The organism is Streptomyces sp. NPDC051172 (assembly GCF_040682555.1).
Taxonomy (GTDB): Bacteria; Actinomycetota; Actinomycetes; order Streptomycetales; family Streptomycetaceae; genus Streptomyces.
The window spans coordinates 26,283-44,608 of sequence record NZ_JBFBBE010000007.1; the positions used below are offsets into that span (position 1 = coordinate 26,283).

16 protein-coding genes and 3 pseudogenes are annotated in these 18,326 nt (G+C 71.7%); 10 read left to right on the plus strand and 9 right to left on the minus strand.

What is annotated here, in order from left to right; translation table 11 throughout:
- Positions 1-13: 13 nt before the first annotated feature.
- Together AB0N07_RS05745 and argF are read left to right on the plus strand one after the other, a co-directional pair.
- Positions 14-1,237, plus strand: a complete 1,224-nt coding sequence (locus tag AB0N07_RS05745) for an arginine deiminase (RefSeq protein WP_365832424.1) — start codon at positions 14-16, stop codon at positions 1,235-1,237.
- 62 nt (positions 1,238-1,299) lie between these two features.
- Entirely contained in the window at positions 1,300-2,322 is a 1,023-nt protein-coding gene (gene argF / locus AB0N07_RS05750) for an ornithine carbamoyltransferase (protein ID WP_365832426.1), read from the plus strand.
- Here the strand turns inward: argF and AB0N07_RS05755 are convergent, their stop codons facing one another.
- On the minus strand, positions 2,323-2,781 hold the full coding sequence (locus tag AB0N07_RS05755; RefSeq protein ID WP_365832428.1) for an ATP-binding protein: 459 nt from the start codon (positions 2,779-2,781) through the stop codon (positions 2,323-2,325).
- A 300-nt stretch (positions 2,782-3,081) separates the two neighbouring features.
- On the opposite strand from AB0N07_RS05755, the gene AB0N07_RS05760 reads away from it, so the two are divergent.
- On the plus strand, positions 3,082-3,909 hold the full coding sequence (locus AB0N07_RS05760; RefSeq protein WP_365832430.1) for an enoyl-CoA hydratase family protein: 828 nt from the start codon (positions 3,082-3,084) through the stop codon (positions 3,907-3,909).
- Positions 3,894-6,212: a bifunctional salicylyl-CoA 5-hydroxylase/oxidoreductase gene (locus AB0N07_RS05765; RefSeq protein WP_365832432.1), complete on the plus strand. Its 2,319-nt coding sequence runs from the start codon at positions 3,894-3,896 to the stop codon at positions 6,210-6,212. The genes AB0N07_RS05760 and AB0N07_RS05765 overlap by 16 nt, the downstream gene beginning before the upstream one ends.
- Positions 6,213-6,246: 34 nt before the next feature.
- On the opposite strand, the gene AB0N07_RS05770 is transcribed toward AB0N07_RS05765, so the two are convergent.
- Entirely contained in the window at positions 6,247-7,059 is an 813-nt protein-coding gene (locus AB0N07_RS05770; RefSeq protein WP_365832434.1) for a PaaX family transcriptional regulator C-terminal domain-containing protein, read from the minus strand.
- 15 nt (positions 7,060-7,074) lie between these two features.
- The gene (locus tag AB0N07_RS05775) at positions 7,075-8,667 is read right to left on the minus strand and encodes an AMP-binding protein (RefSeq protein WP_365832436.1); all 1,593 of its coding nucleotides are present in this window, start codon (positions 8,665-8,667) and stop codon (positions 7,075-7,077) included.
- Positions 8,668-8,789: 122 nt separating this feature from the next.
- Here AB0N07_RS05775 and AB0N07_RS05780 point away from each other — a divergent pair, with 122 nt between their 5' ends.
- Both AB0N07_RS05780 and AB0N07_RS05785 read left to right on the plus strand, forming a co-directional pair.
- Entirely contained in the window at positions 8,790-9,953 is a 1,164-nt protein-coding gene (locus AB0N07_RS05780) for an acyl-CoA dehydrogenase family protein (protein ID WP_365832438.1), read from the plus strand.
- Positions 9,950-10,348 carry a RidA family protein gene (locus AB0N07_RS05785; protein WP_365832440.1) on the plus strand — a complete coding sequence of 133 codons (399 nt, stop codon included), beginning with the start codon at positions 9,950-9,952 and terminating at the stop codon, positions 10,346-10,348. Before AB0N07_RS05780 ends, AB0N07_RS05785 begins: the two co-directional genes overlap by 4 nt.
- 9 nt (positions 10,349-10,357) lie before the next feature.
- On the opposite strand, the gene AB0N07_RS05790 is transcribed toward AB0N07_RS05785, so the two are convergent.
- Positions 10,358-10,552 (minus strand): DUF5999 family protein, encoded by a 195-nt coding sequence (locus AB0N07_RS05790; protein ID WP_365832442.1) that lies wholly within the window; start codon positions 10,550-10,552, stop codon positions 10,358-10,360.
- Between the two features lie 225 nt (positions 10,553-10,777).
- Between AB0N07_RS05790 and AB0N07_RS05795 the strand changes: the two genes are divergently transcribed.
- The 3 genes and pseudogenes from AB0N07_RS05795 to AB0N07_RS05805 all read left to right on the plus strand — a co-directional run.
- Complete coding sequence (locus AB0N07_RS05795) at positions 10,778-11,236, plus strand: DUF6299 family protein (RefSeq protein ID WP_365832444.1); 459 nt, start codon at positions 10,778-10,780, stop codon at positions 11,234-11,236.
- A gap of 74 nt (positions 11,237-11,310) precedes the next feature.
- A complete protein-coding gene (locus tag AB0N07_RS05800; RefSeq protein WP_365832446.1) occupies positions 11,311-11,514 on the plus strand; it encodes a hypothetical protein in 204 nt (67 codons plus the stop codon).
- A 1-nt stretch (position 11,515) separates the two neighbouring features.
- Positions 11,516-11,677 (plus strand): annotated as a pseudogene (locus tag AB0N07_RS05805) (PaaX family transcriptional regulator C-terminal domain-containing protein); the annotation flags it as partial.
- 172 nt (positions 11,678-11,849) lie between these two features.
- On the opposite strand, the pseudogene AB0N07_RS05810 reads toward AB0N07_RS05805, so the two are convergent.
- From AB0N07_RS05810 to AB0N07_RS05830, 5 genes and pseudogenes are all read right to left on the minus strand, one after another.
- Positions 11,850-11,960: pseudogene (locus AB0N07_RS05810) on the minus strand (hypothetical protein); the annotation flags it as partial.
- 144 nt (positions 11,961-12,104) lie between these two features.
- Positions 12,105-13,190: an ABC transporter ATP-binding protein gene (locus tag AB0N07_RS05815; protein ID WP_365832680.1), complete on the minus strand. Its 1,086-nt coding sequence runs from the start codon at positions 13,188-13,190 to the stop codon at positions 12,105-12,107.
- A complete protein-coding gene (gene modB, locus AB0N07_RS05820) occupies positions 13,187-13,951 on the minus strand; it encodes a molybdate ABC transporter permease subunit (protein WP_365832682.1) in 765 nt (254 codons plus the stop codon). The genes AB0N07_RS05815 and modB overlap by 4 nt, the downstream gene beginning before the upstream one ends.
- Positions 13,952-14,102: 151 nt before the next feature.
- Positions 14,103-15,578: pseudogene (locus AB0N07_RS05825) on the minus strand (helicase-related protein); the annotation flags it as partial.
- 4 nt (positions 15,579-15,582) lie between these two features.
- The gene (locus AB0N07_RS05830) at positions 15,583-16,407 is read right to left on the minus strand and encodes a class I SAM-dependent methyltransferase (protein WP_365832684.1); all 825 of its coding nucleotides are present in this window, start codon (positions 16,405-16,407) and stop codon (positions 15,583-15,585) included.
- 395 nt (positions 16,408-16,802) lie between these two features.
- Between AB0N07_RS05830 and rpsA the strand changes: the two genes are divergently transcribed.
- Complete coding sequence (gene rpsA / locus AB0N07_RS05835; protein WP_099928071.1) at positions 16,803-18,299, plus strand: 30S ribosomal protein S1; 1,497 nt, start codon at positions 16,803-16,805, stop codon at positions 18,297-18,299.
- Positions 18,300-18,326 lie beyond the last annotated feature (27 nt).

Here is an 18,326-nt window from a genome sequence, read left to right on the forward strand (position 1 = left end):
TCAGGATGGAGGCATGGGAATGCATGTCGACTCCGAGGCCGGGCGGCTGCGCCGCGTCATACTCCACCGGCCGGATCTCGAGCTCAAAAGGCTCACCCCGAGCAACAAGGACGCCCTCCTCTTCGACGACGTGCTCTGGGTGCGCCGCGCACGCGCCGAGCACGACGGCTTCGCCGACGTGCTGCGCGACCGCGGGGTCGCCGTCCATCTCTTCGGCGACCTGCTCACCGAGGCCCTGGAGATCGCGGCGGCCAGAAAGCTCGTCCTGGACCGGGTCTTCGACGAGAAGGAGTACGGCGTCCTCGCCACCGACCACCTCAGAGCCGCCTTCGAGACCCTGCCCGCCCAGGAACTGGCCGAGGCCCTGGTGGGCGGCATGACCAAGCGCGAGTTCCTGGACGCCCACACGGAGCCCACCTCCGTCCGCTTCCACGTCATGGACCTCGACGACTTCCTCCTCGCGCCGCTCCCCAACCACCTCTTCACCCGCGACACCTCCGCCTGGATCTACGACGGTGTCGCCGTCAACGCCATGCGCTGGCCCGCCCGGCAGCGCGAGACGGTGCACTTCGAGGCGATCTACCGGCACCACCCCCTCTTCCGTGAAGGGGACTTCCGCGTCTGGTCCGAGGGGCAGGCCGACTACCCGTCCACCATCGAGGGCGGCGACGTCCTGGTCATCGGCAACGGCGCCGTCCTGATCGGCATGAGCGAGCGCACCACCCCGCAGGCGGTGGAGATGCTGGCGCACAAGCTGTTCGAGGCCGGCTCCGCGCAGACGATCGTGGCCCTCGACATGCCGAAGCGGCGCGCCTTCATGCACCTCGACACCGTGATGACGATGGTCGACGGCGACACCTTCACCCAGTACGCGGGCCTCGGCATGCTCCGCTCGTACACCATCGAGCCGGGCGCCGGAGACAAGGAACTCAAGGTCATCGACCACCCGCCGGAGCACATGCACCGCGCGATCGCCGCCGCCCTCGGTCTGAGCGGGATCCGCGTCCTGACCGCCACCCAGGACGTGCACGCCGCCGAGCGCGAGCAGTGGGACGACGGCTGCAACGTCCTCGCCGTCGAGCCGGGCGTCGTCGTCGCCTACGAACGCAACGCCACCACCAACACCCATCTGCGCAAGCAGGGCATCGAGGTCATCGAGATCCCCGGCAGCGAACTGGGCCGAGGCAGGGGCGGCCCGCGCTGCATGAGCTGTCCCGTCGAACGGGATGCCGTATAGAAATGCAATTCTTCGTATAGACTTCCAGCGGTATACGTCCCCGCATTCCTGGAGCGCCCCCCATGGCGACAGTCCCGACCGCCCTCGCCGGCCGCCACTTCCTCAAGGAGCTCGACTTCTCCCAGCAGGAGTTCCTCGGTCTGATCGAGCTGGCCGCCGAGCTGAAGGCCGCCAAGAAGGCCGGGACCGAGACCCAGTACCTGCGGGGCCGGAACATCGCGCTGATCTTCGAGAAGACCTCGACACGCACGCGCTGCGCCTTCGAGGTCGCCGCCGCCGACCAGGGCGCCTCGACGACCTACCTCGACCCCGCGGGCTCGCAGATCGGGCACAAGGAGTCCGTCAAGGACACCGCGCGCGTGCTGGGGCGGATGTACGACGCGATCGAGTACCGCGGTCACGGACAGGGCGTCGTAGAGGAACTGGCCGCATACGCCGGGGTCCCCGTCTACAACGGCCTCACCGACGAGTGGCACCCCACCCAGATGCTCGCCGACGTGCTCACCATGACCGAGCACAGCGGCAAGCCGCTCAGCGGGACGGTCTTCGCCTACCTCGGCGACTCCCGCTACAACATGGGCAACTCCTACCTGGTCACCGGCGCCCTGCTCGGCATGGACGTCCGTATCGTCGCGCCCCGGGTGCTGTGGCCGGACGAGACGATCGTCGAGGTGGCCCAGCAGCTCGCCGCCGCCTCCGGCGGGCAGGTCACCCTCACCGAGGACGTGAAGGAGGGCGTGCGTGACGCCGACTTCGTCGCCACCGATGTCTGGGTGTCGATGGGGGAGCCCAAGGAGGTCTGGGACGAGCGCATAGCGCTGCTCGGCCCCTACGCGGTGACCATGGACGTGCTGCGCGCCACCGGCAACCCCGATGTGAAGTTCATGCACTGCCTGCCGGCCTTCCACGACCTCGGCACACGTGTCGGCCGCGAGGTCCACGAGCGGCACGGCCTGACCGAGCTGGAGGTCACCGACGAGGTGTTCGAGTCGGAGCACTCCGTGGTCTTCGACGAGGCCGAGAACCGTATGCACACCATCAAGGCGGTCCTGGTCGCGACCCTGGCGTGCCGCCCGGCCTCTTGATCAGGCGGAACGCCGCTGCCGGGGCACCACCGGCAGGCGGAACCACACGGCCTTGCCGGACGTCGTCGGCCGGTGACCGCAGGACGAACTGAGCGCGCGGATCAGCAGCAGCCCGCGCCCGTGCTCCTGCCAGGGATCGGGCGGCTCCGTGCCCGGCCAGGTGAGATCGAACGGCGGCACCGGGTCGGGGTCGTGCACCTCGACCCGGCAGCCGCTCGGCAGCAGCTCCACCACGAGCTCTATCGGGGAGCCCCCGACGACGGTGTGCTCCACGGCGTTCGCGACCAGCTCCGCCGTGAGCAGTTCCGCGGTGTCGCGGTCGGCCCCGTGCTCCAGCTCGGCCAGCGCCGTGCGCACGAGTGCACGGGCCACGGGCACGGCCGCTGCGGAGTGCGGCAGTGCGATGCGCCAGGAGGCGGCGGACGCGGAGGGGCGGTCGTACAAGGCGGGTCCGTTCATGAGCAGGCTGTCCTGCTTTCAACTTTTACGAATGGTACGGCGCCGCCCGACGAGAGGCCCGGCGGGCACCGTGCGGGCCCTTCGGCCCCGCTGACGGGCGGCTTACCCGTAGCAACGGCTTGCCTAGCCGCGCCGCTCCCGTCGTAGCCGCTCTGTCGACGAGCCGTGACGGATGTGACCGAGCCGGGTCACATCCGGACAGGTCTATCGCGCCGTCATGACGACAGTCACAGATAGGTGATAGCTTCGAAGGGTAGAGCTCAGTGAGGCAGTGCCCGCCCCCCGAGGAGGCCGCACGTCATGAGTCCCTTCACCGGCTCCGCCGCCCGCACCTCCGACTGGCGGCATCTGCGCGTGGAGCACGCCGACGGGGTCGCCACGGTCACCCTCGCCCGCCCCGAGAAACTCAACGCGCTCACCTTCGGCGCCTACGCCGACCTGCGCGACCTGCTCGCCGAACTCTCCCGCGAGCGGTCCGTACGGGCGCTGGTCCTGGCCGGCGAGGGCCGCGGCTTCTGCTCGGGCGGCGACGTCGACGAGATCATCGGCGCGACCCTGTCCATGGACACCGCCCAGCTCCTCGACTTCAACCGGATGACCGGTCACACCGTGCGGGCGATACGGGAGTGCCCGTTCCCGGTGATCGCGGCGGTGCACGGGGTCGCGGCGGGCGCCGGCGCGGTCCTCGCCCTGGCGGCGGACTTCCGCGTCGCGGACCCGTCCGCCAGGTTCGCGTTCCTGTTCACCAGGGTCGGCCTGTCCGGCGGCGACATGGGCGCGGCATATCTGCTGCCGAGGGTCGTCGGCCTGGGCCACGCGACCCGCCTGCTCATGCTGGGCGAACCGGTCCGCGCCCCTGAGGCGGAACGCATCGGCCTGATCAGCGAACTGACCGACGAGGGCCGCGCCGACGAGGCGGCACAGGACCTGGCCCACCGCCTGGCCGACGGCCCGGCCCTGGCATACGCCCAGACGAAGGCCCTGCTCACGGCCGAGCTGGACATGCCACTGGCGGCATCGGTCGAACTGGACGCCTCGACCCAGGCGCTGCTGATGAACGGCGAGGACTACGCAGAGTTCCACGCGGCGTTCACCGAGAAGCGTCCACCGAAATGGCAGGGCCGATGATGCCGACCCCAGTGACACCGCCCCAAGGGGCGCCCCAACGCATCGCGATCATCGGCGGCGGCCCCGGCGGCCTGTACGCCGCCGCCCTCCTGAAAAGGCTCGACCCGCAGCGCGACATCACCGTCTGGGAACGCAACGCCCCCGACGACACCTTCGGCTTCGGAGTGGTCCTCTCCGACGAAACCCTGGGCGGCATCGAACACGCCGACCCGGTCGTCTACGAGGCCCTGCAAGAACACTTCACCCGCTGGGACGACATCGACATCGTCCACCGAAACAACCTCCAGACCTCCTCAGGACACGGCTTCGCCGCCCTCGGCAGAAAACGCCTCCTGGAGATCCTCCACGATCGCTGCCGCGCCCTCGGCGTGGAACTCCGCTTCCGTTCGGAAGCCCCGTACCCCGACTGGCTGGCACAGTCGTACGACCTGGTCGTCGCCGCCGACGGAGTCAACAGCACCACCCGCGAGGCCTACGCGGATGTGTTCCGCCCCCGGGTGGCCACCCACCGCTGCCGCTACATCTGGCTCGCCGCCGACTTCGCCTTCGACGCCTTCCGCTTCGAGATCGCCGAGACCGAACACGGCGTGATGCAGCTGCACGGCTACCCGTACTCTCCCGACGCCTCCACCGTGATCGTCGAGATGCACGAGGACGTCTGGCGGGCCGCCGGATTCGAGGACCTGGACGAGGCGGAGTCCGTCGAACGCTGCGCCAAGATCTTCGCGGAAGCGCTCCGCGGCCGCCCGCTGCGCTCCAACAAGTCGGCGTGGACCACCTTCCGCACGGTCGTCAACGAGCGCTGGTCCCACGGCAACGTGGTCCTGCTCGGCGACGCCGCCCACACCGCCCACTTCTCCATCGGCTCCGGCACCAAGCTCGCCGTCGAGGACGCCCTCGCACTCGCCGCCTGCCTGGAGGAACAGCCCACACTGGCCGAGGCGCTCGCGGCCTACGAGGAGGAACGCAAACCCGTCGTCGCCTCCACCCAGCGCGCGGCCCGCGCCAGCCTGGAGTGGTTCGAGAACCTGCGGCTCCATCTCGACCAGCCGCCCCGCCAGTTCGCCTTCAACCTGCTCACCCGCAGCCGCCGCGTCACCCACGACAACCTGCGGCTGCGCGACGCCCGCTTCACCGGAGCCGTGGAGCGCGAGTTCGGCTGCCCGCCCGGTACGCCGCCCATGTTCACCCCGTTCCGGCTGCGCGGTCTGACCCTGCGCAACCGGGTCGTCGTCTCGCCCATGGACATGTACTCGGCGGTCGACGGCGTCCCCGGCGACTTCCACCTCGTCCACCTCGGCGCACGGGCGCTCGGCGGCGCCGGCCTGGTGATGACCGAGATGGTGTGCGTCAGCGCGGAGGGCCGGATCACCCCCGGCTGCACCGGCCTCTACACCGGACGGCAGGCCGAGTCCTGGAAACGGATCACCGAGTTCGTGCACGCCCACTCGCCCGGCACCGCGATCGGCGTGCAGCTCGGCCACTCCGGCCGCAAGGGCTCGACCAGGCTGATGTGGGAGGGCATGGACGAACCGCTGCCCGACGGCAACTGGCCCCTGGTGGCCGCCTCACCGCTGCCGTACAAGCCGGGCAGCCGGATTCCGCGCGAGCTGACCCGCGCCCAGCTCACCGACATCCGCGAGCAGTTCACCGCCGCCGCCTGGCGGGCCGCCCGCGCGGGCTTCGACCTCCTCGAACTCCACTGCGCCCACGGCTATCTGCTCTCCGGCTTCCTCTCCCCGCTCACCAACCGTCGTACCGACGCCTATGGCGGCTCGCTGGAGAAACGACTCCGCTTCCCGCTGGAGGTCTTCGACGCGGTACGCGCGGTGTGGCCCGAGGAGAAGCCCATGACCGTCCGTATCTCGGCCACCGACTGGGCCGAGGGCGGTACGACGGCCGAGGACGCCGTCGAGATCGCCCGCGCCTTCGCCGCGCACGGCGTCGACGCCATCGACGTGTCGACCGGGCAGGTCGTGGCCGACGACCACCCGGAGTTCGGGCGCTCGTACCAGACGCCGTACGCCGACCGCATCCGTCACACCACCGGCCTCCCCGTGATCGCGGTCGGCGCGATCTCCTCCTGGGACGACGTCAACTCCCTGATCCTGGCCGGGCGTACGGACCTGTGCGCGCTCGCCCGTCCCCACCTCTACGACCCGCACTGGACCCTGCACGCGGCGGCCGAGCAGGGCTATGACGGCCCCGGCGTCGTCTGGCCGGCCCCGTACCGTGCGGGCAGCCGCCGCCCCCAGACCGGCCGCACGGACGCCCCCAAACCCCGCCTGACACTGGAGACCTGACAGAGCGCGCCGTCACGTGCGAGGACCTCGGGGGTCATACGCCCGCGAACTCGGCCCCCGCGTCCCTCAGCCGTGCATGCAGCTCCCGGAAGACGGCCGCCGAGCACACACCGGGCCAGTCCTCGGGGAGGAGGCGGGCGGGCAGGCCGGGGTCCGTGTAGGGGAGGTGGCGCCAGGAGTCCAGGGCGAGGAGGTAGTCGCGGTAGGCCTCCTCCGGCGGGGTGTCCGACCGGTGCTCCCACTCGTCCAGCACGGGCGCGTGCCGGTCGAGGAAGGCCTCGTGCTCCTTGGCGATCGCGGCCAGGTCCCACCAGCGGGCGACCGCCTCCTCGGTCGCGGCGAACCCGAGGTGCTCGCCGCGGAACAGGTCGACGTACGGGTCGAGACGCAGTCGCTGGAGGGTGTGCCGGGTCTCCTCGTACAGCCGGGCGGGAGCGATCCACACCCCGGGCGTCGCCGTGCCGAACCCGAGCCCGGCCAGCCGGGAGCGCAGCACGTGCCGCTTCTGCCGCTCCGACTCCGGCACCGAGAACACGGCGAGCACCCATCCCTCGTCCTCGGGCGGGGCGGTGGAGTAGATGCGCCGGTCGCCGTCGTCGAGCAACTGGCGGGCGTCCGGCGACAGTTCGTACCCGGCCGCGCCCTGCGCCGTACGGGCCGGCAGCAGCAGTCCGCGCCGTTTGAGGCGGGAGACCGACGAGCGCACCGAGGGTGCGTCCACACCGACCGCGGCCAGCAGCCGGATCAGTTCGGCGACGGGCACGGGGCCCGGCGCGAAGCGGCCGTACGCGCCGTAGAGCGTGACGATGAGAGACCGTGGTGCATGCTGGTCGGACACGTTGATCATCTTAGGTCTTCGGCATCAGTGCTGGTCACCTTCGGTGCGCAGCCTGAAGCGCTGCAGCTTGCCGGTGGCCGTGCGGGGCAGGGCGTCCAGGAAGACGATCTCGCGGGGACACTTGTAGGGCGCCAGCTCGGACTTGACGAAGGCGCGCAAGGCCTCGGCGTCCCGCTCGGTGCCCTCCCTGAGGACGACATGGGCCACGACGACCTGCCCGCGCGCCTCGTCGGGCCGTCCCACCACGGCCGCCTCCGCCACGTCCGGGTGGCGGAGCAGTGCGTCCTCCACCTCCGGTCCCGCGATGTTGTACCCGGCCGAGATGATCATGTCGTCGGCGCGGGCGACATACCGGAAGTAGCCGTCGCTCTCGCGGACGTATGTGTCACCGGTGACGTTCCATCCGTCGCGTACATAGATGCGCTGGCGCGGGTCGGTGAGGTAGCGGCAGCCGACGGGCCCACGCACCGCGAGCAGCCCCGGCCGTCCGTCGGGCACGGGCCGGCCGTTCTCGTCCTGCACGCGCGCGTGCCAGCCGGGTACGGGCACGCCCGTCGTGCCGGGCCTGATGTGCTCGTCGGCCGCGGAGATGAAGATGTGCAGCAGCTCGGTGGCGCCGATGCCGTTGATGAGGCGCAGCCCGGTCCGCTCGTACCAGGCCTGCCAGGTGGCGGCGGGCAGGTTCTCGCCGGCCGAGACGCAGCGGCGCAGGGACGAGGTGTCGTGGGCGTCGAGCTCGTCGAGCATCGCTCGGTAGGCCGTCGGCGCGGTGAACAGCACGGAGACCCGGTGCTCGGCGACCGCCGCCAACAACTGCCGGGGATGGGCCTGTTCGAGCAGGAGCGCGCTCGCGCCGACCCGCATCGGGAAGACGACAAGACCGCCGAGCCCGAAGGTGAAGCCGAGCGGCGGGCTGCCCGCGAAGACGTCGTCAGCCTGGGGCTGCAGCACATGCTTGGCGAAGGTGTCGGCTATGGCGAGCACATCCCGGTGGAAGTGCATGCACCCCTTGGGGCGGCCGGTCGTGCCCGAGGTGAACGCGATCAGCGCGACGTCGTCGGCCGCGGTCGCGACGGTCGGGTACGGGGTGTCGGGCGCCGGTCGGTGCAGGAGGTCGTCGGGGGCGTCGCCGCCGTACGTGGTGATCTGCAGGCCCGGTATCTCGGCCTTGGCGAGGTCGTCGACGGCGCGTATGTCGCACAGGGCGTGCCGGATCAGTGCCATGTCACAGATGACTTCCAGCTCGTGCGGCCGCTGCTGGGCCAGCACGGTGACCGCGATCGCGCCCGCCTTCAGCACCGCCAGCCAGCAGGCCGCGAGCCAGGGCGTGGTCGGCCCGCGCAGCAGGACGCGATTGCCGGGGACGATGCCGAGGTCCCCGGTCAGGACATGGGCGATGCGGTCGACGTGCGCCCGCAGATCGCCGTACGTCCACGAAGGCCCGGCAGGGGTGTGGAACACCGGGCGGCCGGGGTCGGCGTGGTCCAGCAGCTCGGCGGCGCAGTTCAGCCGATCGGGGTAACGCAGCTCCGGCAGCTCGAACCGGAGTTCCGGCCATTCCTCGGGCGGCGGGAGGTGATCGCGCGCGAAGGTGTCGACGTGGGCCGAGACGTGCATGGCGGTGCGCCCCCTTGCCGTTGTGGGCGTCCTGGTGGGCTCGTTCGAGCGTATCGTGTTGGTGACGACAGTCAACGGTGCGCGATATCGTCGAGGGGTCACGTCGAGAGAGGGGACCGCCAATGCCCGCATTCTCGCTCGATCCCGCACAAACCGCCTGGTGTGCCGAGCTGCGCGCCCTCGCCGCCGACCGGCTGTGCCCGCTCGTGGAGAAGGCGGAGAGGGGCGAGCAGGGGCACGTCAACCGCCCCTTGGTCGCCGAGCTCGGCCAACTCGGCCTCCTTGGGCGGCTGTTCACCTCGGGGGCCCTCGACCTCTGTCTGATGCGGGAGTCGCTCGCGTACGCCTGCACTCAGGCGGAGACGGCCCTCGCGCTGCAGGGGCTGGGCGCCCGTCCGGTCCATGCGTACGGCACGCCCGCCCAGCGGGAGCGCTGGCTGCCCCGGGTGAGCGAGGGGAGCGCGGTCGCCGCCTTCGCACTGAGCGAGCCGGGGGCGGGCTCGGATGCGGCGGCGCTGTCGCTGACAGCCCGTCCCGACGGCCCCGGCCGCTGGCGGCTCACCGGCGAGAAGTGCTGGATCTCCAACGCCCCCGAGGCCGACTTCTACACCGTCTTCGCGCGCACCACCCCCGGCGCCGGCGCTCGCGGGGTGACCGCCTTCCTGGTGCCCGCCGACCGTCCCGGCCTGACCGGCAGGGCCCTCGACATGCTCTCGCCGCACCCCATCGGCGCCCTCGACTTCGACGCCGTACCCGTCACGGCGGACGATGTGCTCGGTGAGGTGGACCGCGGTTTCCGGGTCGCCATGGGAACCCTCAACCTCTTCCGCCCCAGCGTCGGCGCGTTCGCGGTCGGCATGGCGCAGGCGGCGCTGGACGCGACCCTCGCCCACACGGCCCGGCGGGACGCGTTCGGCGGCAAGCTGAAGGACCTGCAGACCGTCGCCCACCAGGTCGCCGAGATGGCGCTGCGCACCGAAGCGGCCCGTCTCATGGTGTACGCGGCGGCGACGGCGTACGACGAGAACGCCCCCGATGTCCCGAAGCGTGCGGCGATGGCGAAGCTGCTCGCCACCGAGACCGCGCAGTACGTCGTCGACCAGGCCGTCCAGCTGCACGGCGCCCGCGCCCTGCGCCGCGGCCACCTCCTCGAACACCTCTACCGCGAGGTGCGCGCCCCTCGCATCTACGAGGGCGCCAGCGAGGTCCAACGAGGCATCATCGCGAAGGAGTCGTACAAGGACTTGGACAGCGAGCCGGCCGCCGACGTGGAGGCACCCCAGTGAGCACCGAGCGCGTCAACCCGCCCGACCTCTCCCCGCCCGCCGGCTTCTCCCACGCCGTCGTCGCCACCGGCACGCGTGTGGTCTTCCTGGCCGGTCAGACCGCGCTCGACACCGACGGCAAGGTCACCGGCGACACCCTCCTCGCCCAGTTCGAGCGGGCCCTGACGAACCTCCTCAGCGCCCTGCGTGCGGCGGGCGGCACCCCCGCGGACCTCGCCCGCGTCACGGTCTACGCCACCGATGTCGCCGCCTACCGCACCCACGCCCCCGAACTGGGGCGCCTCTGGCGGGAGTTGGCGGGCCGTGACTACCCGGCGATGGCGGTCGTGGAGGTCGTACGCCTGTGGGACGAGGAGGCGATGGTGGAACTGGACGGGTTCGCCGTCCTGCCCTAGGCGTGCTGATCAGGCGGCGACAGCCAGTCGCTCCGCCGGTGCCCGGTGCGGCGCGACGGCCCTGCCGTCGGGCGTCAGCTCGCCGCTGTCGTCGAACACGATCGCGCCGTCGCACAGGAGGTTCCAGCCCTGTTCGGGGTGGGCGGCGACGACGTGCACGGCGAGCTCGTCGAAGGAAGGGCACGAAGTCTGGTGGGAACACATGGCGCACCTCCACGTCGGTCGGGACCGTCCGCCGGTCCCTATGGGTAGACCATGCTCCCGTCCCGAACTCATCGGAACATCCAGGCGTGAAGCGTGACAACACGCGGACAACACCAGGACGGTTCCACGACCGTCGGGGCGGACTCGCCACCGAGTGGGTGACGGTCACGGCCCAGGGCGTGTCCGCCGGGTACCAGTGGAAGCCCCACCTACAGGAGGTTTCCGATGTTCAAGCGACCCGCCCTGGCCCTCGCCGCCGGTGCCGCCCTGCTCCTGCTCGCCGCTCCTGCCGTGACCGCGGCCCCGTACACGGCCGCGGAGCTGGAGGAGACGGTGACCGTCGACCCGACGGGCCACGTCTCCGCGGACGGCACCGTCACCCTCTCCGGCACCTACCGCTGCACGGACAGTACGGGCGCGGCGTTCGTCAGCTCCTCCGTGAGCACCACGAAGGCCTCCGCGACCCACGGCACCTCGACCCTGATCCAGGGCATCGGCGGCACGGTCGCCGTGTGCGACGGCGTGACACACCGCTGGGAGAACACGAGTAGACCGTCCCCGGCCATCGGCCCGGGCAAGGTCAGCGTCGAGGCCACGGTCGCGGAACTCCGCTTCGAGGGGATCCTGCCGCTGCCCCGCATCCACGCCGACGAGCGGCACGAGGTCACCCTGACCAAGGCCTGACCGCCGCCCGTGCGCGCTGCCGGACCCGTCCGGCGGCGCGCACCGCCGCGGAGGGCCGGCCGGCCTCGGAGCCGGTGGACCGCCGGGTGCGCTGGGCGCTCACTCCGCCGGGGCGGCGGCTGCTGACCGAGGGCGCGCAGCGCATCTACGACTTCGGCAGCGGGGAGCACGTCTGGGACGGCACCTGGCTGCTGGTCCTCGTCTCCGTACCGGAGTCCAAGCGCGATCTGCGCCACCGCGTCCGCACCCGGCTCAGCCGGGCCGGCTTCGGCTCCTGAGGTGGAGGAGCAGTACGAGGCGTTCATCGACGAGTTCACCGGCCTGCACCCGGCGGACGGTGACGCCGTCCTGCACGACCTGACCAAGCTGGTGCACGAATGGCGCCGCTTCCCCTACCTCGACCCGCGCCTGCCCCCGAAGCTGCTGCCCACGGCCTGGAGCCGCGCCCGGGCGACGGAGCTGTTCCATGGCAGGCATGCGGAATGGGGGGCGGCGGCGCGCGGACGCTGGGAGCAGCTCGAAGGCCAGGGTTCGGCAGCGGCCTCCAAGGGGCGCGGGGCTGTGTCTGATTTGCGGCTCCGCCGCGCAACGCGGCCGGACCTTCCCGGCACCAGGCGAGGAGTGCAGCCTCGTCGACCTCGCGGCCGGCGCGCGGCACCACGCACGCGACCGGCATGTCCAGCCCCTCCGCGTCCCGCCCTCCGACCACCGCAACCTCTGCCACGTCCGGGTGGGCGGGCAGCCAGAGCCGCAGGGCGGGGGAGTCCGGCCAGGTGGGATAGGCCGCGCCGTCCTCGCGGGAGGTCCGCAACTCCCGCGAGGACGGCGCCCAGTACGCACCATCACCCGGCCGTCGGGCACGGGGGCCTCAGGCGGGATAGGCGTGTGTCTGAGCCGCCTTCACCGTCGCCCAGACCGTGGCGCCGGGGTGCAGGTCGAGTTCCGCCGCGGCGACCGTGGTCAGGTCGGCGGCGAGGGAGAGTTCCCCGGTGAGGGCGGCGCGGATCTGGTCGCCGTGGGTCTCCAGCCCGGCCACCTCGCAACGCCAGAGGTTGCGGGCGCTGGCGCCGGTGGGGCGGTCCCGGTAGAGGGTGACCGCGCCTGGCGGGAAGGCCACGAAGACGGGTCCGGCGAGGTCCTCCCCGGTCGTGATGCCGGGGCCGCCGTCGAGACGGACCGTGTGGCCTTCGGCCTCTCCCCGGTACAGGTTCAGGCCGACCAGGTGGGCGATGTAGTCGGTGCGGGGGTGGCGGGCGATGTGCGCGGGGGTGCCCTCCTGGACGATGCGGCCGTCCTCGACGACGACCAGGCGGTCGGCCAGGACCATGGCGTCCAGGGGGTCGTGCGTGACGAGTACGGCGACGGCCTCGAAGTCCGCCAGGTGGTGGCGGAGCTGGGCCCGGACGTCCAGGCGGGTACGGGCGTCGAGGGCGGCCAGCGGTTCGTCCAGGAGCAGCAGGCGGGGGTGGGTGGCCAGGGCGCGGGCCAGGGCGACGCGCTGGGCCTGGCCGCCGGAGAGACGGCGGGGTTTGACCCCGGCGTGGTCGCTCAGGCCCATGCGCTCCAGCCACACGGCGGCCGCGGCGCGGGCCTCGGCCTTGGTGGCGCCGTGGCACCGCGGCCCGAAGGCCACGTTGTCCAGCGCGGTCAGATGAGGGAAGAGCAGGTAGTCCTGGAAGACGACACCGACCGGGCGGGACTCGGGCGGTGTACGGTCCAACTGCTCGCCGTCCAGCCGCAGATGGCCGCCGTTGAGCGGGACGAGCCCGGCCAGGGCGCGCAGGGCGGTGGTCTTGCCGGCGCCGTTGGGGCCGAGGAGGGCGACCACGTCACCGGGCGCCGCGCTCAGCGTCACGTCGAGGCGGAAGGAGCCGCGCTCGACCAGCAGCCGGGCGTCGAGGCCCTCGCCGCTGCGGGTGGCGGCGCCCAGGGCGGCCTTGTCGATGTCGGTCATGAGGGGGTCATCCAGCGGTCTCGCAGCCCCGCCAGTACGGCGATCGACACCGCCAGCAGGACCAGGCTGAGGGCGATCGCCGTCTCCGGGTCGTTCTGGAGGGCGAGGTAGACGGCGAGGGGCATGGTCTGGGTGCGGCCCGGGAAGTTCCCGGCGAAGGTGATCGTCGCACCGAACTCGCCGAGGGCCCGGGCCCAGGCCAGCACGGCGCCCGCGGCGACGCCGGGCGCGATGAGCGGCAGGGTGACCCGGCGGAACGCGGTGAAGCGGGAGGCGCCGAGCGTGGTCGCCGCCTCCTCGTAACGCGGGTCGGCGGCGCGCAGGGTGCCCTCGACGCTGATGACGAGGAACGGCATGGCCACGAAGGCTTCGGCGACCACGACTCCGGCGGTGGTGAAGGGGAGGGTGACGCCGAACCAGGAGTCCAGCCACTTCCCCACGACCCCGTTGCGCCCGAGCGCCATCAGCAGCGCGACGCCACCCACCACCGGCGGCAGCACGAGCGGCAGGGTCACCAGGGCCCGTACGACACCGCGTCCCGGGAACTCGACGCGGGCCAGCAGCCAGGCCAGCGGCACCCCGAGCACCAGGCTCACCGCGGTCGCCGCCGTCGCACAGACCAGGGACAGCTGGAGTGCCTGCCACACCTCGGTACTGGTCAGCAGGTCGGACATGCTCCGCCACGGGGCCCTGATGAGCAGGGCGACGAGCGGCAGGACCAGGAACGCGAGGCCGATCAGCGCGGGTACGAGGAGAGGCAGCGGAGCACCGCCCCTGAGGACACGGCGGCGCCGCGGGGCCCCGGGGCGGGGGGGCCCGCGCGGCCCGCCGGGCGGGGGGCGGCGCCCCCCCGACGGCTCCCGCACCCGGAACAGGCCCTGTGGCCGATCGCCGTGCGGGCTCCTTCGCGACGGCCCGCAGGCGCTGTACCTCCGTGCGCCACCGCGTTGCGTAGGCGTCGCCGCCGCGGCGCGCGGTGCGCAGGGCGGTGGTCAGGTCGTCGCCGTAGTCGCGTGGCGGCTCTTCGGAGAGCAGCGCCACCGCCTCGGCGCCCTCGCCGGCCGTGTCCAGCAGGGCCCGGCCCAGCCGCGGATGCACGCCGAGCCGGGCCAGTGCGGCGCCCCGCTCCGTGGCCCGACCCGCGGGGTCCACCGCCCCGATCGCCGTCAGGACGGCCCGCGCCGCCGCCATCGCACCGCCCGGCGGCGGGTCCAGGAGCGCCAGCCCGGTCGCCTCCGGATCGCCCCAGCACGCCGTCTGCAGGGCGAACGCCGTCAGGTCGGCCAGCTTGATCTCCGGCGCCGGGAAACGCGGCAGGCGGGCGTCCTCGGCCTCCGTCCAGCACCGGTACACCGTCCCCGGCGCCTCACGCCCGGCCCGCCCCGCCCGCTGCCGCCCGGCCGCCTGCGAGGCCCGCACGGTCGTCAGTGCGCTCAGCCCGCGGGCGTGGTCGACACGCGGCTCGCGCGCCAGCCCCGAGTCGACGACCACCCGCACGCCCGGAACCGTCAGCGACGACTCGGCCACCGAGGTGGCAAGCACGACCCTGCGCCGTTCGCCCGGCGCCAGCACGGCGTCCTGCACGGCGGCCGGCGCCCTCCCGTGCACCTGCAGCACCTCGACGCCGCCCAGGTCCCCCAACTGCCCCGTCACGCGCGCGATCTCGCCCACGCCCGGCAGGAAGCACAGCACGTCCCCGTCCCGCTCGGCCAGCGCCCGCCGCACCACCGACGCCACCTGCGTCAGCAGCGCCGGATCGACCCGCATGCCGTGCGGCGGCCGCACCGGACGGGCCGGCGGCGACCACACCACCTCCACCGGATGCGAGACGCCCTCGGCCTCGACCACGGGCGCCCCGCCCAGCAGCCGTGCCCACCCCTCGGCGTCCGTGGTCGCCGACGCGGCCACCAGCCGCAGCTCCGGCCGCAGCGTCTCCCGTACGTCCCACAGGAAGGCCGCCGCGGTGTCCGCGTCCAGATGCCGCTCATGGCACTCGTCGAGCACCACCACGTCCACACCGGCCAGCTCCTGATCGCGCTGCAGCCGCTGCAGCAGCACCCCGGTCGTCACGACCTCCACGCGCGCGCGTGGCCCGACGACCCGCTCGCCGCGCACGGTGTACCCGACGCTCCCGCCGGCCTTCTCACCCAGCAGCCAGGCCATGCGCCGGGCAGCGGCACGGGCCGCGATACGACGCGGCTCGGCCACGACCACGCGGCGTGCGGGCCCGTCCCCGAGCAGCCCGGCCAGCGCCAACGGCACCAGCGTCGTCTTGCCGGTACCGGGGGGCGCCACCAGGACAGCGGTGCCGTGCCCCTCCAGCGCATCACTCAGGGCAGGCAGCGCACCACGTACCGGCAGCGCGTCCAGGGCGTCGTAACGGATCACGCACTCAGTCTCGTACGCACACGAAGATCGCAGTCCCCGGGATCAGATTCCCGCGCAACGGCGACCAGCCGCCCCACTCGGACGTGTTCCAGGCCGGCCACTCCGGCTCGACCAGGTCCACCAGCCGGAAACCCGACGCGACGATGTCCCGGACCCGGTCACCGAGCGTCCTGTGGTGCTCGACGTAGACCGCGCGGCCCTCCTCGTCCTGCTCGACATAGGGCGTGCGGTCGAAATAGGAGGCGGAGACGGACAGGCCCTCGGGGCCCGGCTCGTCCGGGAACGCCCAGCGGATCGGATGGGTCACCGAGAAGACGAAACGCCCGCCCGGGCGCAGCACTCGCCGCACCTCCGTGAGGACCCGCACGGGCTCGGCGACGAAAGGCAGCGCCCCGTACGCCGAGCACGCCAGATCGAAGGAGCCGTCCGCGAACGGCAGCGCACCTGCGTCGGCACACACCAGAGGGAACGTTCCGCCGATGCGCAGCGCGTGCTGCAGCTGACGGTGCGAGATGTCCAGGGCGACCGGGCGGGCCCCCTGGACGGCCAGCCAGCGCGCGCACTGGGCCGCACCGGCGCCGATCTCCAGGACGTCCCTGCCCTTGAGGTCCTCCGGCGGGCCGAGCAGCTCCGCCTCCACCTCGTCGAGGCCCTCGGGACCCCACACGAAACGGTCGTCGCCCAGGAAGGTGCCGTGTTCGACCTGGTACTCGTCCGCGTTCCGGTCCCACCAGCCCCGGTTGGCGCGGGCGCTCTCCGTGACGTCGGACGCGCGGCGGGTGGCCTCCGGCTCGAACGCGGAATCGGAAGATACGGGCTCTTGGATGATCGGCTCCCTCGTCGTACTCTTCCGTCACCCTTGTGGCGCAGTCGGCCTCTCGACGGCGTCACGGAAGAGGTCTCTCAGGCCTGCGTGGCCTCCAGAGACAGTTCTTGTGCCGGGTATGCGGCGATCCGCCCCGGGTGTGCGCCTTCGCGCATTGACCCTGTCCGGCTGCCCCCGTATGCTACAAGTTGCGCTGCGGGCCTGCGCACCTCAGACGTAGCAGGCTGCGCTCGCATCTGTTGTATGTCCCCTCGGTTGTCGAGGCGCCATCACCAGTATCTGGGTTTCCAGTTGGCTGTTGGGGCGCTTCCTTGGCTGTCCGGCTTCTTCAGAGCGATACGGGCTCCCGGCGTAGCAGTACCTACGACTTCAATGTCCGTACCGGAGCCCTTTCCCACATGACGAGCAGCACCGAGACCACCGCCACCACCCCGCAGGTTGCGGTCAACGACATCGGTAACGAGGAAGCCTTCCTCGCCGCTATCGACGAGACGATCAAGTACTTCAACGATGGCGACATCGTCGACGGCGTCATCGTCAAGGTTGACCGGGACGAGGTTCTCCTCGACATCGGTTACAAGACCGAAGGTGTCATCCCGAGCCGCGAGCTCTCGATCAAGCACGACGTCGACCCGAACGAGGTCGTCGCCGTCGGTGACGAGATCGAAGCCCTTGTTCTCCAGAAGGAGGACAAGGAAGGCCGCCTGATCCTCTCGAAGAAGCGCGCCCAGTACGAGCGCGCCTGGGGCACGATCGAGAAGATCAAGGAAGAGGACGGCATCGTCACCGGTACCGTCATCGAGGTCGTCAAGGGTGGTCTCATCCTCGACATCGGCCTCCGTGGCTTCCTCCCGGCCTCCCTGGTCGAGATGCGCCGCGTCCGCGACCTCCAGCCCTACGTGGGCAAGGAGCTCGAGGCCAAGATCATCGAGCTGGACAAGAACCGCAACAACGTGGTCCTGTCCCGCCGTGCCTGGCTGGAGCAGACCCAGTCCGAGGTCCGCCAGACGTTCCTCACGACCCTCCAGAAGGGTCAGGTCCGCTCCGGTGTGGTCTCCTCGATCGTCAACTTCGGTGCCTTCGTGGACCTGGGTGGCGTCGACGGTCTGGTCCACGTCTCCGAGCTCTCCTGGAAGCACATCGACCACCCCTCCGAGGTTGTCGAGGTCGGCCAGGAAGTCACCGTCGAGGTCCTTGACGTCGACATGGACCGCGAGCGTGTCTCCCTGTCGCTGAAGGCGACCCAGGAAGACCCGTGGCAGCAGTTCGCCCGCACGCACCAGATCGGCCAGGTCGTGCCCGGCAAGGTCACGAAGCTGGTTCCGTTCGGTGCGTTCGTCCGCGTGGACGAGGGCATCGAGGGTCTGGTCCACATCTCCGAGCTGGCCGAGCGCCACGTGGAGATCCCGGAGCAGGTCGTCCAGGTCAACGACGAGATCTTCGTCAAGGTCATCGACATCGACCTCGAGCGTCGTCGCATCAGCCTCTCGCTGAAGCAGGCCAACGAGTCCTTCGGTGCCGACCCGGCCTCGGTCGAGTTCGACCCGACTCTGTACGGCATGGCTGCCTCGTACGACGACCAGGGCAACTACATCTACCCCGAGGGCTTCGACCCCGAGACCAACGACTGGCTCGAGGGCTACGAGAAGCAGCGCGAGGAGTGGGAGCGCCAGTACGCCGAGGCGCAGACCCGCTTCGAGCAGCACCAGCAGCAGGTCATCAAGAGCCGCGAGGCCGACGCCGCCGCTGCCGCCGAGGGCGGCGAGGCTGCGGGTGCGGCTCCGGCCGCGGGCGGTGGCTCGTACTCCTCCGAGGGCGCGGACACCTCCGGTGCGCTGGCGTCGGACGAGGCGCTGGCCGCTCTCCGCGAGAAGCTCGCGGGTGGCCAGAGCTGAACGCTCACTGAGCAGTAGCTCCTGGCT